This is a genomic window from Brevundimonas sp. FV1ps31S (assembly GCF_058681265.1).
Genome location: NZ_CM178735.1, coordinates 2,128,527 through 2,143,224, shown reverse-complemented (window position 1 = coordinate 2,143,224; position 14,698 = coordinate 2,128,527). Strand labels below are relative to the sequence as shown.

Annotated in this window: 16 protein-coding genes; 6 read left to right on the top strand and 10 right to left on the bottom strand. The window is 66.9% G+C overall.

Going from position 1 to position 14,698, the window contains the following annotated elements; genetic code table 11:
* Positions 1-19 precede the first annotated feature (19 nt).
* Entirely contained in the window at positions 20-1,201 is a 1,182-nt protein-coding gene (gene ubiM, locus ACVPT3_RS10105) for a 5-demethoxyubiquinol-8 5-hydroxylase UbiM (protein ID WP_492040775.1), read from the top strand.
* A 3-nt stretch (positions 1,202-1,204) separates the two neighbouring features.
* Here ubiM and ACVPT3_RS10100 read toward each other — a convergent pair whose 3' ends face one another.
* The 6 genes from ACVPT3_RS10100 to ACVPT3_RS10075 form a co-directional block, all read right to left on the bottom strand.
* Positions 1,205-2,131, bottom strand: coding sequence for a DUF3693 domain-containing protein (locus ACVPT3_RS10100; RefSeq protein WP_492040774.1), 927 nt, complete (start codon positions 2,129-2,131; stop codon positions 1,205-1,207).
* A 64-nt stretch (positions 2,132-2,195) separates the two neighbouring features.
* Positions 2,196-3,467 (bottom strand): dihydroorotase, encoded by a 1,272-nt coding sequence (gene pyrC, locus ACVPT3_RS10095; RefSeq protein WP_492040773.1) that lies wholly within the window; start codon positions 3,465-3,467, stop codon positions 2,196-2,198.
* The gene (locus tag ACVPT3_RS10090) at positions 3,467-4,447 is read right to left on the bottom strand and encodes an aspartate carbamoyltransferase catalytic subunit (RefSeq protein WP_492040772.1); all 981 of its coding nucleotides are present in this window, start codon (positions 4,445-4,447) and stop codon (positions 3,467-3,469) included. The genes pyrC and ACVPT3_RS10090 overlap by 1 nt, the downstream gene beginning before the upstream one ends.
* Positions 4,448-4,499: 52 nt before the next feature.
* Positions 4,500-5,423 carry an AEC family transporter gene (locus tag ACVPT3_RS10085; RefSeq protein ID WP_492040771.1) on the bottom strand — a complete coding sequence of 308 codons (924 nt, stop codon included), beginning with the start codon at positions 5,421-5,423 and terminating at the stop codon, positions 4,500-4,502.
* Entirely contained in the window at positions 5,420-5,899 is a 480-nt protein-coding gene (ruvX, locus tag ACVPT3_RS10080) for a Holliday junction resolvase RuvX (protein WP_492040770.1), read from the bottom strand. Before ruvX ends, ACVPT3_RS10085 begins: the two co-directional genes overlap by 4 nt.
* A gap of 59 nt (positions 5,900-5,958) precedes the next feature.
* Complete coding sequence (locus ACVPT3_RS10075; protein ID WP_492040769.1) at positions 5,959-6,537, bottom strand: hypothetical protein; 579 nt, start codon at positions 6,535-6,537, stop codon at positions 5,959-5,961.
* Between the two features lie 435 nt (positions 6,538-6,972).
* Here ACVPT3_RS10075 and gatC point away from each other — a divergent pair, with 435 nt between their 5' ends.
* Together gatC and gatA are read left to right on the top strand one after the other, a co-directional pair.
* Positions 6,973-7,260, top strand: a complete 288-nt coding sequence (gene gatC / locus ACVPT3_RS10070) for an Asp-tRNA(Asn)/Glu-tRNA(Gln) amidotransferase subunit GatC (RefSeq protein ID WP_008261275.1) — start codon at positions 6,973-6,975, stop codon at positions 7,258-7,260.
* 2 nt (positions 7,261-7,262) lie between these two features.
* Positions 7,263-8,741, top strand: coding sequence for an Asp-tRNA(Asn)/Glu-tRNA(Gln) amidotransferase subunit GatA (gene gatA, locus ACVPT3_RS10065; RefSeq protein WP_492040768.1), 1,479 nt, complete (start codon positions 7,263-7,265; stop codon positions 8,739-8,741).
* Positions 8,742-8,780: 39 nt separating this feature from the next.
* On the opposite strand, the gene ACVPT3_RS10060 is transcribed toward gatA, so the two are convergent.
* Complete coding sequence (locus ACVPT3_RS10060; RefSeq protein WP_492040767.1) at positions 8,781-9,110, bottom strand: hypothetical protein; 330 nt, start codon at positions 9,108-9,110, stop codon at positions 8,781-8,783.
* A gap of 97 nt (positions 9,111-9,207) precedes the next feature.
* On the opposite strand from ACVPT3_RS10060, the gene gatB reads away from it, so the two are divergent.
* Complete coding sequence (gatB, locus tag ACVPT3_RS10055; protein WP_492040766.1) at positions 9,208-10,710, top strand: Asp-tRNA(Asn)/Glu-tRNA(Gln) amidotransferase subunit GatB; 1,503 nt, start codon at positions 9,208-9,210, stop codon at positions 10,708-10,710.
* A 55-nt stretch (positions 10,711-10,765) separates the two neighbouring features.
* On the opposite strand, the gene ACVPT3_RS10050 is transcribed toward gatB, so the two are convergent.
* Positions 10,766-11,785, bottom strand: coding sequence for an RcnB family protein (locus tag ACVPT3_RS10050; protein ID WP_492040765.1), 1,020 nt, complete (start codon positions 11,783-11,785; stop codon positions 10,766-10,768).
* Between the two features lie 158 nt (positions 11,786-11,943).
* Entirely contained in the window at positions 11,944-12,528 is a 585-nt protein-coding gene (locus tag ACVPT3_RS10045) for an RcnB family protein (RefSeq protein WP_492040764.1), read from the bottom strand.
* Between the two features lie 175 nt (positions 12,529-12,703).
* Between ACVPT3_RS10045 and ACVPT3_RS10040 the strand changes: the two genes are divergently transcribed.
* The gene (locus tag ACVPT3_RS10040; RefSeq protein WP_492040763.1) at positions 12,704-13,429 is read left to right on the top strand and encodes a glutathione S-transferase N-terminal domain-containing protein; all 726 of its coding nucleotides are present in this window, start codon (positions 12,704-12,706) and stop codon (positions 13,427-13,429) included.
* Positions 13,430-13,601: 172 nt separating this feature from the next.
* Entirely contained in the window at positions 13,602-13,913 is a 312-nt protein-coding gene (locus ACVPT3_RS10035) for a sel1 repeat family protein (RefSeq protein ID WP_492027961.1), read from the top strand.
* Between the two features lie 3 nt (positions 13,914-13,916).
* On the opposite strand, the gene ACVPT3_RS10030 is transcribed toward ACVPT3_RS10035, so the two are convergent.
* On the bottom strand, positions 13,917-14,678 hold the full coding sequence (locus tag ACVPT3_RS10030) for a polysaccharide biosynthesis/export family protein (RefSeq protein WP_492040762.1): 762 nt from the start codon (positions 14,676-14,678) through the stop codon (positions 13,917-13,919).
* Positions 14,679-14,698 lie beyond the last annotated feature (20 nt).

Here is a 14,698-nt window from a genome sequence, read left to right as displayed (position 1 = left end):
GGAGGATCAGGAGTTCAGCATGCGCGATGATCTGATGTTCGACGTGGCCGTGGTCGGGGCCGGACCGGCGGGCCTGGCCTTCACCCGGTCGCTGGCCGGGGCCGGGCTGACGGTGGCCGTGATCGAGGGCCAGGACGAGGCCGCCCTGCGCGATCCCGCCTTCGACGGCCGCGAAATCGCCCTGACCCACAACTCCATCCGCCTGCTGAAGAGCCTGGGGGCCTGGGACCGGATCCCGGCCGAAGACATATCGGACCTGCGCGAGGCGCGGGTGCTGGACGGCGGCTCGCCCTTCGCCCTGACCTTCGACGCCGGCGGTGCCGACCGGCTGGGCGTCCTGATCCCCAACCACCTGATCCGCCGCGCCCTGTTCGAAGTCGTGGAAGGCCAACCGGGCGTGACCCTGATGGCCGGGCGACGAGTGGCCAGCTGCGCCGTCCAGGGCGCCGCCCCGCGCGGCCGGGTCGTGCTGGACGACGGCGCGACGATCCGGGCCAAGCTGATCGTGGCGGCGGATTCCCGCTTCTCCGGCGTGCGCGACCAACTGGGCGTTGGCGTCGAGATGAACCGACTGGGCCGGTCGATGATGGTCTGCCGGATGCGCCACGATCAGGCGCACGGCCATGTCGCCACCGAATGGTTCGACCACCGCCAGACCGTCGCCCTGCTGCCGGTCGCGGACGTTGATGAGCGGGTCTCCTCCGTCGTCCTGACCCTGGCCGCCCCCGCCATCGCCGACCTGATGCGCCTGTCGCCAGACGCCTTCGCGGTCGAGATGGAGCGGCGGCTGAAGGGACGGCTGACCGGCCTCGAACTGGTCGGAACCCGCCACGCCTACCCCCTGGCCACCACCTGGAGCCGCCGGTTCGCGGGCGAGGGTTTCGCCCTGATCGGCGACGCCGCCGTCGGCATGCACCCGGTCACGGCCCACGGCTTCAACCTGGGTCTGCGCGGACAGGACGCCTTGGCCAAGGTGTTGAAGTCGGCGCGCGGCGGGGACATAGGCTCGGAACGCCTGCTGGCCCGCTATGAACGCGATCACCGCCTCGCCAGCTGGCCCCTCTACCAGGGCACCAACGCCCTGGTCCGCCTGTTCACCCAGGAGACGCCCCCGGCCCGTCTGGCGCGCGGCGCCGCCCTGCGCGCCGGTCAGGCGACGGCGCCGTTCAAACGGGTGGTGAAGCGGATGCTGACGGCGTGAGTTCTACTTCTTCGCGGGCAGCAGGGCTTCCAGGGCGCGGGTGAAGCCGACCGGCGCGACGCTCAGATGGTCCTCGTCTTCCAGCACCACCGACCGAACCGTCAGGTTCGGATAGGCGTGGGACTTCAGGATACGCTCCATGGTCCGCACGTCGGCGACCATGTCGTTTTCGCTGGTGTTGCGGCGATCCGGTCCAGGCACTTCCCAGCCGCCGATATACATGAAGACGTCGGCCGGCAGGTCGCGGTGAGACCGAGCGTATTCCGCCTCCATCTTCATGATGCGGTGGTCGTCGAACCAGAAGGATGGACTGCCTAAGGCGTAGCCGGAGAACAGGGCCGGATCGGTGAACAGGATCTGGGCGCCGAGCAGACCGCCATAGGAGTGACCCAGCAGGATGCGGCGGGCGGGATCGGCGCGGAACCGACTTTCGATGAAGGGCAGGGCCTCGGTTTTCAGATAGGTCTGATAGGCCGGCCCTTGACCGTGGATCATGGAACTGGCGCGTCGTGGGCCGTTCGGGGTGGGGGTATAGTCGCGGTTTCGGCTCACCGTGCCGCTGTCACCCCGTGAATAGGACAGACCCACCAGGATGAATTCCTCGATCACCGGCCCGTCCAGGTTCATTCGGCGCGCGATCTGCCGGATGATGGGGAAGGCGTAGTCGGCGTCGGTGACGTACAGAACCGGATAGCGGCGCTGCGGGCTGGTCTCATAGCTGGGCGGCAGGCTGACGAAGACCTCGTAGTCCCGGCCTGAGACGGGGTCCGGCACAGTCCAGACCTGGGTGCCCTTCAGCACATAGGGGGCGCCTTCGGTCGGCGCATCAGGCGCTGGGGATGACTGCGCGTCGGCTCGTTCCGAACAGCCCATGACGGCGCCTGCCAACAGGACCAGCCCCAGACCGGCGGTGCGTTTCCATATCGTCATGTGCGTTTCCCCAAGCTTCACTTTCGTCGAGCCTAGGGCTGAATGTGGCGGAAAGCCGGAGGAGTCAGAAAACCTTCCGCCCCGCCACCCAGGTCCCGATCACCTTGCCCTGCAGCCGTCGCCCGTCGAACGGCGAGTTCTTCGACTTCGACCGCAGCTTGTCCGCATCGACGATGATCGGCGCGCCGGGATCGAACAGCACCAGGTCGGCCGGCGCGCCTTCGGCCAGCACCCCGGCGTCGAGGCCCAGCAGCGCCGCCGGTCCCTGGGTCAGGGGACGCAGCACGTCCAGCAGGTCCAGACCGTCCTCGTGATGCAGGGTCAGGGCGGCGGGCAGCAGGGTCTCCAGGCCCACGGCGCCGGGCGCGGCCTCGGCGAAGGGGCGGCGCTTGTCCTCGGCGGGGGCGGGGGCGTGGGCCGAGGTGATGACGTCGATCAGGCCTTCGCGCACCGCCTCGATCAGGGCCTGCCGGTCGGCTTCCGACCGCAGCGGCGGGTCCAGCCGGTAGAAGGTGCGATAGTCGCCGATGTCCACCTCGTTGAAGCACAGGTGGTTGATCGAGACGCTGACCGCGACCTCCAACCCCTTGGCTCGGGCCCGCGCCAGGGTCTCCAGCGCGCCTTCGGTCGAGATCTGGTCGACCAGGAACCGGGCGCCCGTCTGTTCGACCAGGGCCAGGTCGCGCTCCAGCCCGATCCGTTCGGCTATGGCCGGGCTGCCGGACAGGCCCAGCCGCGTGGCCAGTTCGCCCGAGGCGGCGACGGCGCCTTCGGTCAGCCAGGGATCGGATGGACGGCAGGCGATCAGGGCGTTGAAGGCGGCGGCGTAGCTCATCACCCTCTGCAGGGTGCGGCTGTTGACGATCACCTTGTCGCCGTCGGTGAAATACAGGGCGCCGGCCTCGTCCATCAGGCCGATCTCGGCCATCCGCTGGCCGTCCAGGGCCTTGGTCGCGGCGCCGGCCGCCCGGACATTGACCAGGTTCAGGGCCGCGCCGCGCCGCTGGATGAAGTCGATCATCGCCGGGTCGTCGACGGCGGGGTCGGTGTCGGGCTGGACCACGATGGTGGTCACGCCCCCGGCCGCGGCGGCCAGGCTGGCGGACTTCAGCGTCTCCTTGGGCTCGGCGCCCGGTTCGCCGGTCTTGACCCGGATGTCGATCAGGCCGGGCGCGAGGCACAGGCCGTCGGCGTCGATCACCTGATCGGCGTCGATCTGAACCGCACCGTGAACGACGCGAACTATGCGGCCGTTCTCGATCAGGACGCCGCCGGGGCCGTCATAGTCGGTGACGGGATCCAGCAGGCGAGCGTTGAGGATGGCGACGGTGGTCATCACTTGTCCCCCCAACGGGCGGAGAGGGAGGCCAGCACGGCCATGCGCGCGGCGACGCCCATCTCGACCTGATCCTGGATCAGCGAGACGTCCAGGTCGTCGGCCACGTCGGAATCGATCTCGACCCCCCGGTTCATCGGCCCGGGGTGCATGACCCGGGCGCCCGGCTTGGCCCAGGCCAGCTTCTCGCGGTCCAGACCCCAGAAGCGGAAATATTCGCGGGTCGAGGGGACCAGGGCACCGGCCATCCGCTCCAGCTGAAGCCGCAGCATCATCACCACGTCGCAGCCGGCCAACCCCTCGCGCATGTCGTGGAACACCTCGCAGCCCCAGCGGTCGGCGTCGCCGGGCACCAGGGTCGGCGGCCCGATCAGGCGCACCCGCGCCCCCATCATCTGCAACATCGCCACGTTCGACCGCGCCACCCGGCTGTGGGTGATGTCGCCGCAGATGGCGACGGTCAGGCTGGTCACGTCGCCGAAGGCGCGACGCATCGACAGCAGGTCCAGCAGGGCTTGGGTCGGATGCTCATGCCGGCCGTCCCCGGCATTGACGACGGCGCACCCGACCTTCTGGCTCAGCAGCTCCGCCGCGCCCGAGGCCGAGTGGCGGATAACCAGAATGTCCGGCTTCATCGCATTCAGCGTCACCGCCGTATCGATCAGGGTCTCGCCCTTCTTCAACGAGGACGAGCCGACCGGCATGGTCACCACATCGGCGCCCAGCCGCTTGGCGGCGATCTCGAACGAGGAACTGGTGCGGGTCGAGTTCTCGAAGAACAGGTTCACGACCGTGCGCCCGTGCAGCAGGTCCAGGGCCTTGGACGACTGGCGATTGAAATCCACGAAGGCGTCGCCGAGGTCCAGCAACTGCGGCGTGACGAAGGGGTTCAGATCCGAGGCGGCCAGGAAATGGGCCTTGGGGAACGGAACCAGCCGCTCGCGAATGGTCTGGTCGGTGACGTCGTGGGGCTGGGTCATCGAGACGCGCCTATAGGCGGGAGTCGGTGCAAACGCCAGTGTCGGGCGCCCGTCAGGTGAAGTGGAACAGAATCAGAAGGATTGGAATGACCACGGCGCTGCCCACGGTGGTCAGGGCGATGACCCCCGCGATCAGGGGCGCGTCCCCGCCCATCTGGCGCGCCAGGATGTAGGAGGCCGCCGATCCCGGCGCCGCCCCGCAGATCAGGGCGATCCCCTGGGCCAGACTGTCGCCGCCCAACGCCCAGGCGATGAACCACATCAGCGGCGGCATGACCCCCAGCTTGACCAGGGTAACGGCGGCGATGGTTCCCTGGCGGCGCTTGACCTCGGCGAACGAAAGCCCCGCTCCGGCGACGATCAGCCCCAGCGGCAGGGCGGCCGCGCCCAGAAGGTCCATCGCGTCCGACAGGCCGGGGATCAGGGGCGCGCGCAGCAGGTTCAGCGCCAGACCGATCAGACAGGCTAGCAGGATCGGATTGGCGATCATCGATTTCGCCAGCCCCAGGGCCGACGGCTCGCGCCGCAACGCCCCCCATTTGGCCAGAACCGCCACACAGGCGATATTGGTCACCGGAATGATGAAGGCGATGGCCACCGCCGCCATAGCCGTACCCTCCGAACCATAGACGGACTGGATCACCGGCACGAAGACGAAACTGTTCCAGCGGATCACCCCCTGGAACACGCTGGTATAGGCCGGGCCGTCCAGCGGGATCAGCGGCCGTGCCGCGAATGTCGCCGCCGCCACGATCAGGGTCGCCCCCACCGCCGCAGCCCCCGCCACCGTCGCGCCGCCGCCAGACAGATCGGCATGCCAGATCGCGGGGATCAGGAAGCTCGGATAGAAGATGTTGATCGACAGCTTCTCGATCGGCCGCCAGGCCTCGTCGGGCAGGAAGCCGGATTTTCGCAGCCCATAACCCAGGGCGATCATCAGAAAGACCGGCAGGACGCCGGCGATAAGCCCTGTCAAACCCAGGTCGCCTGATCCCGCACCCGATCCAGCGCCCCCTGCAGGATCCAGGCGGCGGCGGTGCGGTCCACGACCTGCGCCCGGCGCTTGCGGTTCAGGTCTAGGTCCTCGATCAGGAACCGCTCGACCGCACTGGTGGACAGCCGCTCGTCCCAGAAGGCGACGTTGATCGGGCACAGCCGCTCCAGATTACGGGCGAAGGCGCGGCAGGACTGGGCGCGCGGCCCCTCGGTTCCGTCCATATTGGCGGGCAGGCCGATCACCAGGGCCGAGACCTTGCGATGGGCCATCAGCTTGAACAGCTGTTCGGCCTCCAGCGTGAACTTGGACTTGCGGATCAGCTCCAGCGGCGAGGCGATCAGGCGCGTGGCGTCCGACACGGCGACGCCGATGGTCTTCTCGCCCAGATCCAGCCCCATCCACGGCGTGTCGGGCGGGCAGGCGGCGGGCAGGTCGAGGAGGTCGAGAACGGGCACGGCCTGCGGTTAGGACCGGCGGGCGGGGAAGTCAAAGGCGGAGGCTTAGGTAAACAGTGTCAGGGCCGACAGTCGCGGCTGTAGGCTTCGTCGTAAGGCTTGTCGAAACAGGCGATCAGGCCATCCAGGACGTCCAGATTCATGGGCCATTTCAACGTCAGACCGTACTTCTCTCCGAACGCGCGAGCCGATACTTCGAAGTCGGGCGGCGGCGGCGTGGCGGCCAAACGGGCTCGCGCGGCCTCCAAGCCGGCGCGATCACGGTTCAGAAAAGCGACGGTTCCCAGCGCATAGTCATGAAATCCGTCCGTCTGAAACGCCGGATTCACACCGGCCATCAGCAGGCGCACCGCAGGCCGAGTCTGGCCAAGCGAGGCCCGCACCTGTCCCTCGTGCCAATAGTTGGTGTGAAGCTCGCTCTGGGTCAGGTCACCCCAGTGTGCTTCGCGATAAGCCGCCAACAGATCAGCCGCCGTCTCGCGACATTCCTTGAGCGCCGCCAGCGGTCGCCAGCCCCCATCCATGTCCTGATCGAACGCTTCCGGTGATAGGGCCAGCATGGCCTCCCTGTCGTAGGCGCAGGGATCGGGCGTCGGCGCGGACTGCAACAAGGCGGCGGCGATGGCGGCGAGCAGCATGACGTCATCCTGGCGTGTGGGAGCTAAAGCAAAGATTGTGATTGCGGCTTCAATTGGACCGCAAGATTGGCGGTTGATGCACGTGAATGCGACATCCCGCTCGACTGGCCCCTCCGTATGGGAAGCGCGCCACAAGGCGGTCGAGATTTATTTGTGCACCACACCCTTCTGCGGCGACGCAAGGGTTTGCGGCCCGTTTCACCCCCTCGAACCATCGGCGTCTCGTCCAAGATTATAATGCCCTCCGAAATGCCGGAGGGTCGCGATGCAGTGGATTTTTGGCGGTTTGGCGGTTTGTCACCCTGTTTTTACGACACCCCTCCCGGGCATCGTTCAGCCTCCGGGTCGCCAGCGGGGCGATGTTCTTGTGAATCCCCGCCCGTGCCGCTAATCCGACCCCCTAGACCCCTTTATCGACGTGCATTGGAGGGCCGCATGGCCATCGACGCTGCGACGGTGCGCAAGGTTGCGCATCTCGCCCGCATCAAGACCCCCGAGGATCGGCTGGAGCCGCTGGCCCAGGAGCTGAACGGCATCCTGCAGTGGATCGAACAGTTGAACGAGGTCGATGTCGACGGCGTCGAGCCCATGACCTCGAACGTCGCCCAGCCCCTGCGCCTGCGCGAAGACGTGGTCACCGACGGCGGCAAGATCGACGCCGTCCTGTCCAACGCCCCGAAGTCGGCCGACGGCTTCTTCGTCGTGCCCAAGGTGGTCGAATAATCATGAGCGACCTGACCAAACTGACCCTGAAGGCCGCCGTTGACGGCCTGAAAGCCAAGGACTTTTCCTCGGCCGAGATCACCCAGGCCTTCCTGACCAAGATCGAGGCCGCCAATCCGACGCTGAACGCCTATGTCGAGGTGACGGCGGACAAGGCCATGGACATGGCCCGCGCCTCCGACGCCCGCATCGCCTCGGGCGAGGCCGGGGTGCTGGAAGGCGCGCCGCTGGGCATCAAGGACCTGTTCTGCACCGAGGGCGTCCAGACCACGGCCGGCTCCAACATGCTGCGTGGCTTCGTGCCGCCGTATGAATCGACCGTCACCGCCAATCTGTGGCGCGACGGGGCGGTGATGCTGGGCAAGCTGAACATGGACGAGTTCGCCATGGGCTCGTCGAACGAGACCTCGGCCTTCGGTCCGGTCAAGAACCCGTGGAAGTCGACCGGTTCCAACGCCGATCTGACCCCGGGCGGATCCTCGGGCGGGTCGGCCTCGGCCGTCGCCGCCGACCTGTGCCTGGCCGCCACCGCCTCCGACACCGGCGGCTCGATCCGCCAGCCCGCCGCCTTCACCGGCACGGTCGGGATCAAGCCCACCTATGGCCGCGCCAGCCGCTTCGGCATGGTGGCCTTCGCGTCGTCGCTGGATCAGGCGGGACCGATCACCAAGACGGTCGAGGACGCGGCCCTGCTGCTGCAATCCATGTGCTCGTTCGACGCCAAGGATTCCACCAGCCTCGACGTCCCGACGCCCGACTGGACCCAGTCCGTCGGCAAGTCGGTCAAGGGGCTGCGCATCGGCGTGCCGCGCGAATATGTCGTGGACGGGATGCCCGCCGAGATTCAGGCCCTGTGGGACCAGGGCGTGGCCTGGCTGAAGGACGCCGGCTGCGAGATCGTCGAGATCAGCCTGCCGCACACCAAATACGCCCTGCCGACCTATTATATCGTCGCGCCGGCTGAGGCTTCGTCCAACCTGGCCCGTTACGACGGCATGCGGTTCGGGCACCGGGCGGATCAGTTCAGCTCGCTGGACGACCTCTACGCCACCTCGCGCGCCGAGGGCTTCGGCAAGGAGGTCCAGCGTCGTCTGACCATCGGCGCCTATGTGCTGTCGGCCGGTTTCTACGACGCCTATTACGTCCGCGCCCTAAAGGTTCGTCGCCGTATCGCCGAGGACTTCGACAATGTCTGGGGCCAGGTGGACGCCATCCTGACCCCCTCGACCCCGTCGGCCGCCTTCGCCATCGGCGACAAGCAGATCGACCCGCTGACCATGTATCTGAACGACGTCTTCACGGTCACGACCAACCTGGCCGGCCTGCCGGGCATCTCGGTCCCTGCCGGCGTCGATTCCGGCGGCCTCCCGCTGGGTCTCCAGGTCATCGGCAAGGCCCTGGACGAAGCGACGGTGTTCCAGGTCGGCGCCGCCTTGGAACGGGCGGCAGGCTTCACAGCCAAGCCGGGCCAGTGGTGGTGAATTAAAAGGGCCGGCGAGATCGCCGGCCCTTCTTCTTCATCAAGCCGCCGGAAGCGCCTTCAGATCCGCGTCGATGGCCGCGATCTTCTCGTCGGTGATGGCCCCTTGGGAGTAGGGCGCGACCTGCCGAAGGGTCATGCCCTTGAACTGGCCATAGGCGGGATGCTTGTCCATGCCGGGCAGGTGCTTCTCCAGCACCGCCTTGGTCGCCGGATCGCTCACGAGGGCCTCGATCGGGCTTTCGATGGTCGGACGGGCGTGGTGCTCGTCATGGGCGTGATCTTGGGCCGGAGCCGGGGCGGTCTGGGCCGAGGCGGCGCCGACCAGAAACAGGGAGGCCGCAGCAGCGGCGAACAGGGTCTTGGACATGGGATTCTCCATTGAGGCGACCGATGTTGAGCGCGATTTCGCGACACCCTCAAGACACCCTCTTTCTCGCCGCCGCCGACGGCGCTAGGACGAACCCATGACCGACACTGTTCCGAACTCGAAAACGATCAAGGGCCGCACCGGCGATTGGGAAATCGTCATGGGGCTGGAGATCCACGCCCAGGTGGCCTCGAAAGCCAAGCTCTTCTCCGGCGCCGCCGTCGGCTTCGGCGCGGGGCCGAACGAACAGGTCTCGCTGGTGGACGCCGGCTTCCCCGGCATGCTGCCGACCCTGAACAAGCATTGCGTCGAACAGGCGGTGAAGACCGGCCTGGGCCTGCGCGCGCAGATCAACAAGCGCAGCCAGTTCGACCGCAAGAACTACTTCTACCCCGACCTGCCGACCGGCTATCAGATCAGCCAGCTCTATTACCCCATCGTGGGGGAAGGCGTGGTCGAGGTGGAGGCCGAGGACGGCAGCTTCTTCAACGTCGGCATCGAGCGGCTGCACCTGGAACAGGATGCGGGCAAGCTGATTCACGACCTGTCGCCGACCGAAAGCTATGTCGACCTGAACCGGGCCGGCACGGCCCTGATGGAGATCGTCTCGCGCCCTGATCTGCGCACGCCGGAAGAAGCGGTGGCCTACGTCAAGAAGATCCGGACCATCCTGATCTATCTGGGCACCTGCGACGGCGACATGGAGAAGGGCAATCTGCGCGCCGACGTGAACGTCTCGGTCTGCCGCGCCGGGAACTACGAGAAGTTCAAGGCCAGCGGCGATTTCAGCTTCCTGGGCACGCGCTGCGAGATCAAGAACGTCAACTCGTTCCGCTTCATCTCCCAGGCCATCCAGTACGAGGCGCGCCGCCAGATCGAGATCCTCGAGGACGGCGGTTCGATCACTCAGGAGACGCGCCTGTTCGACCCGACCAAGGGCGAGACGCGTTCGATGCGGTCGAAAGAAGAGGCGCAGGACTATCGCTACTTCCCCGATCCCGACCTGCTGCCGCTGGACCTGGAAGAGGCCTGGATCGCCGAAATCAAGGCGTCCCTGCCTGAGCTGCCGGACGAGAAGCGCAAGCGGCTGATGAGCGAGTACGGCCTGTCCCAGTACGACGCCATCGTCCTGATCTCGGAACAGGCCAAGGCCGATTATTTCGAGGCCGCCGCGAAGGGGCGCGACGCCAAGCTGGTGTCCAACTGGGTCACCAACGAGGTCTCGGCGCGTCTGGCCGCCGACGGCAAGGACTTCAGCGAAAACCCGCTGCCGGCCGCTCATGTGGCCCAGCTGGTCGAGCTGATCGAGACGAACGTCATCTCGTCCAAGATCGCCAAGGAGGTCTTCGATCACGTCTGGAACGGCGAGGGCGCGCCGGCCGAGGTGGTGGAGAAGCACGGCCTGAAACAGGTCACCGACACCGGCGCCATCGAGAAGGCCATCGACGACATCATCGCCGCCAACCCGGACAAGGCGGCCGCCGTCGCCGAGAAGCCCCAGGCCTTGGGCTGGTTCGTCGGCCAGGTCATGAAGGCCACTGGCGGCAAGGCCAATCCGGCGGCGGTCAACGACATCCTGAAGACCAAGCTGGGACTGTGAGCGACTGAGAAGAGAGAAGGCCCGAAGATCGCTCTCCGGGCCTTCTTCGTCGAGACTACCAGCGCCAGGCGTCGCGGATGACGTCGATGATGTAGCCGTCGTATTCGTCGATCAGATAGATGGTGTTGTCGACCAACACCCACCGCGTGCCCTCGGGCGGATAGCCCAGGCCATAGGTGCGCCAGTCGTCCAGCCGGTAGCGCCAGAAGACGTCCGGCAGATAGTTGCCGACCGACCAGTAGCGGCCCCAGTATGAGCGCGGCACGCTGTAGTAGCCCCAGCCCGGCGCGAAATAGAAGCCGACCCGCACGCCGCTGTAGCCGTGGAAGCGCCGGTCGTTCCGCCACCAGTCGGAGCGGTGATTGCGATAGAAGTCCCGCCGCCATTGCTCACTGTTGAAGCGGCGTCGGAAGTCTTCATGCCGGTCTCGGTTCTGGTTCCAGCCCGAGCCGGGACGATCTGGGCGACCTGGGCGGTTCCAGTTGTCGTCCGGCCGATCCGGACGGTTCCAGCCGCCGCCGGGCCGATCAGGTCGGCCCGCATCACCGCCCGGTCTGTCGGGCCTGCCGCCATTCCCGGGCCTATCGGGCCGGTCGGGGCGGCCGCCATTGTCGCCCGGTCGGCCGCCGTTCGAGGGACGGTCTGGCCTGTCCGGGCGGCCGGCGCCGTTTCCGGGCCTGTCAGGTCGGTTCCAACCGCCTTCAGGACGGTCGGGACGGGACGGACGGTCGCCGCCAGCGGGACGATCAGGCCTGCCTTCCCCGCTGTTGGGCGGACGGGCGGGACGGCCGCCGGTGCTGGGCCGATCTGGCCGTGAGGGGCGGTCTTCCGTCCTTGGCCGCTCGGGTCGTGGGGCGCTGTTCTGCGGACGCTCGGGCGGTGAGGTTTCCGGTCTGGACGCGTTCGGTCGGTTCGGAGCCGGGCGTTCTCCGCGCGAGATCTGCGGGCGTTGGGGGCGGTCGGCGTCGCGCTGTTCGCGACGGGGCTGACCATCCTGGGCCAGTGCCTGGATTGGGGCGGCGAGCGGCCCCGCGACGGCGGCGACGGCGGTGAAAGCCACCAGAAGGCGTTTCATGGTCTTTTGTTCCTGCACGCCGGTTCTCCGGCGGCTTGAGAGGATGATCGCGCCGTGTCGATGAACCCGAACTGAACAAGGTCTCGTATCGAAACCCGCCTTTGGAAAGCCCCACGATCGGATGTCGCGGGGCTCTCCGGTTCAGCGACCCAGCGTCCTCAATAGACGTTGGACAGGACGCTGGCGATCAGGCCGGTGGCGACCGCGATCAGCACGATGTCGCTGCCCGCGTGGACGTAGCGATAGCCGCGCGGGGCCGGACGCAGATTGTAGAAATAGGGGTCTCGCACATAATAGCTGCGGTACTGGGCCGGCAGATACCCGCCCGTTCTCCAGCGATAGGCGGAGTAGCGCGGTTCGACCCGGTAGTAGCCGTAGCTGGGCGCGTACCAGTAGCCCGAGCGCGGACCGTTGTAGCCCCGGAAGTCCGACCGCCCGCGCCACCAGTCGCGATTGTTCCGATCCCAACGGTCGTTGCGATAGTCTCGCCGGTCATCCCGGCGCTCGTCGCGATAGTCGCGGCGATCGTCACGGCGGTCCTGCCGATAGTCCTGGCGATTGTTGTAGTCGCCCTGACGCCAGTCGCGACGGTCGTCCCGACGTTCGTTGCGATAGTCACGCCGGTCGTCGCGGCGATCCTGGCGGTATTCCCCGCGGTCGCGGTTCTGCGCCTCGGCCAGCATGGGGACGGCCGTGGTGGACAGGGCGATGGCGACGACGGCGGCCTTGGTGAGGCGGTTCATCTGCTTGCTCCATTCTGGGCCGCCGACGGAAACGACGAACTGGCCCGTTAATGGCGTTCAAGCTCGGATTTCTCGTCTGAACGCCTCCTGAACGACCGTGTCAGGATTGAAACCTGCGTTGCGGTAGCGCGTGCACAGCCCCAAATGTCACCTGCATCTCGAGGAGGCCTATGAAATGACCGCACCGATTGAGCTCTGGTACTGGCCGACGCCGAACGGATGGAAGGTCTCCATCGCCCTGGAGGAGATGGGGCTGCCCTATGAGGTCAAGCCTGTGAACATCGGCGTTGGGGAGCAGTTCGAGCCGGCCTTCCAGGCCATCAGTCCCAATGGTCGCATGCCGGCCATCGTGGATCCTGACGGACCCGACGGCGAGCCGATCTCGATCTTCGAGTCCGGCGCGATCCTTCAGTATCTGGGGAACAAGTCGGGAAGGTTCTATCCGACCGAGGTGCGCGCCCGGGTCGAGGTCGATCAGTGGCTGTTCTGGCAGATCGGCGGGTTGGGGCCGATGGCGGGGCAGACGCATCACTTCCGCCAGTATGCGCCGGCCATGATCCGGGATCAGCGCCAGATCGCCTACGGGGTGCGACGCTATACGAATGAGACCCATCGGCTGTATGGCGTCATGGATCGCCGCCTGCGGGACCGGGAATACCTGGCCGGAGACTATTCCATCGCCGACATGGCGGCATGGCCCTGGATCCTGCCAACTTTGCAAGGGCAGACGCTGGATGACTTCCCGAACCTTGCAGCATGGATCGAGCGGGTGGGCGTGCGGCCGGCGGTCAAGATCGGGCGCGCCTTGCTGGAAGAACGACGGGGGAATGCTGGCGCTTCCGGCAAGGATGCGGAGGCGGCGCGAGCAGTTTTGTTCGGCCAGCGGGCGCACAAGCCGTAAACAAGACATTTCCAACAGATTGCAGATTGCTGAATCGTCGCCGGAGTATTCATTTCTGCTTTACTGAAAAGTTTGGCGGCAGCGTTCGCTGTTAACTTTAACTTCAAACCGGCGGTATTTGATGCGGTATCAGAGACGGGCCCAGAACGGCGCCCGTTCAGGAGATACGGTGATGAACGCGCAAGAAATGGCGCACGACCCGCAGGCCGCTTCGGACACCGAAGGCCTGCCTCTGCCGACGACCGACATGTCGGGCGACGACCTGTTCAAGCTGGGCATGATGTATTCGGCCGGATCGGGCGGTTGCCCGATGGACCGGGTCTCGGCCCACATGATCTTCAACCTGGCCGCCATGAAGGGCTCGATCGAAGCGCGCGTCTATCGCCGCGAGATGAGCCTGGAAATGGAACGCGAAGAGATCGCCGAGGCGCAGAAGGCGGCGCGCCGGTACATCGACATGGGCGTGGTGCGGCTGGCCGCCTGATCCCTAGAAGGTGGCGTAGCCGTTGCCGTTCGATCCGTTGATCGAATAGCTGAAGCCGATCGGCATGGCGGCGCGCACCTGGGTGAAGAAGGCGGCGAGTTCGCCGAGCGTCGAACGCGGCACGTAGATGATGTCGCCACGACGCAAGGCCACGACCTCGCCGCGACGCGGGCGCAGATCGACCACCCGCATCATGCGCGAGCCTCCGGGGCCGCGCCGGATCAGCGCCACACGATCCGGCTTGCCCGAGGGCAGGAAACCGCCCGCCTGTACGACAGCCTGATAGGCGTCCAGGTCGCCGGTCATCTCGATGACGCCGGGGGTTCGAACCTCGCCGTCGATCCAGACACGGATCGGCCCGGCCTGTCTCAAGGTCACTTCAACGACCGGACGCACCAGTTGCGAGGCGTAGGCGGAGGACGCCTCCCGTTCCAACTCGGGCAGGGTGCGGTCCGCCGCCATGATCTGGCCGATCAGCGGCAGGGCCACGCGGCCGTCGGGACCGACCTTCAGCGTGCGGGTCAGTTCGGCGGCGGTGGGCATGGCCACCTCGATCTCGTCGCCCGGATAGAGGAGATACTCCGGCTCCTCGTCGGTCCAGTCGGCGAACGGGATCGCCGGGAAGTCCTCACGGCTCGATGTCTGCACCCTGTCCGTGCGAGCGATGGGGCGCGGCATGCGGGCGGCGTTGCCCCCGCCGCAAGCGGCCAGGGTCGCGGCGGCCGATCCGAGGGCCAGCAGGAACAGTCGGCGATCTGGCGTCATGGAATCGGTTTGGTCCGACG

Bases quoted from the DNA above. Each gene is read 5' to 3' on its own strand.
- ACVPT3_RS10100 (WP_492040774.1), bottom strand. From the start codon at position 2,131: ATGACGATATGGAAACGCACCGCCGGTCTGGGGCTGGTCCTGTTGGCA.
- ACVPT3_RS10035 (WP_492027961.1), top strand. From the start codon at position 13,602: ATGAACGCGCAAGAAATGGCGCACGACCCGCAGGCCGCTTCGGACACC.
- ubiM (WP_492040775.1), top strand. From the start codon at position 20: ATGCGCGATGATCTGATGTTCGACGTGGCCGTGGTCGGGGCCGGACCG.
- ACVPT3_RS10030 (WP_492040762.1), bottom strand. From the start codon at position 14,678: ATGACGCCAGATCGCCGACTGTTCCTGCTGGCCCTCGGATCGGCCGCC.
- gatC (WP_008261275.1), top strand. From the start codon at position 6,973: ATGGCCATCGACGCTGCGACGGTGCGCAAGGTTGCGCATCTCGCCCGC.
- ACVPT3_RS10090 (WP_492040772.1), bottom strand. From the start codon at position 4,447: ATGACCCAGCCCCACGACGTCACCGACCAGACCATTCGCGAGCGGCTG.
- pyrC (WP_492040773.1), bottom strand. From the start codon at position 3,467: ATGACCACCGTCGCCATCCTCAACGCTCGCCTGCTGGATCCCGTCACC.
- ACVPT3_RS10045 (WP_492040764.1), bottom strand. From the start codon at position 12,528: ATGAACCGCCTCACCAAGGCCGCCGTCGTCGCCATCGCCCTGTCCACC.
- gatB (WP_492040766.1), top strand. From the start codon at position 9,208: ATGACCGACACTGTTCCGAACTCGAAAACGATCAAGGGCCGCACCGGC.
- gatA (WP_492040768.1), top strand. From the start codon at position 7,263: ATGAGCGACCTGACCAAACTGACCCTGAAGGCCGCCGTTGACGGCCTG.
- ACVPT3_RS10050 (WP_492040765.1), bottom strand. From the start codon at position 11,785: ATGAAACGCCTTCTGGTGGCTTTCACCGCCGTCGCCGCCGTCGCGGGG.
- ACVPT3_RS10040 (WP_492040763.1), top strand. From the start codon at position 12,704: ATGACCGCACCGATTGAGCTCTGGTACTGGCCGACGCCGAACGGATGG.
- ACVPT3_RS10060 (WP_492040767.1), bottom strand. From the start codon at position 9,110: ATGTCCAAGACCCTGTTCGCCGCTGCTGCGGCCTCCCTGTTTCTGGTC.
- ACVPT3_RS10075 (WP_492040769.1), bottom strand. From the start codon at position 6,537: ATGCTGCTCGCCGCCATCGCCGCCGCCTTGTTGCAGTCCGCGCCGACG.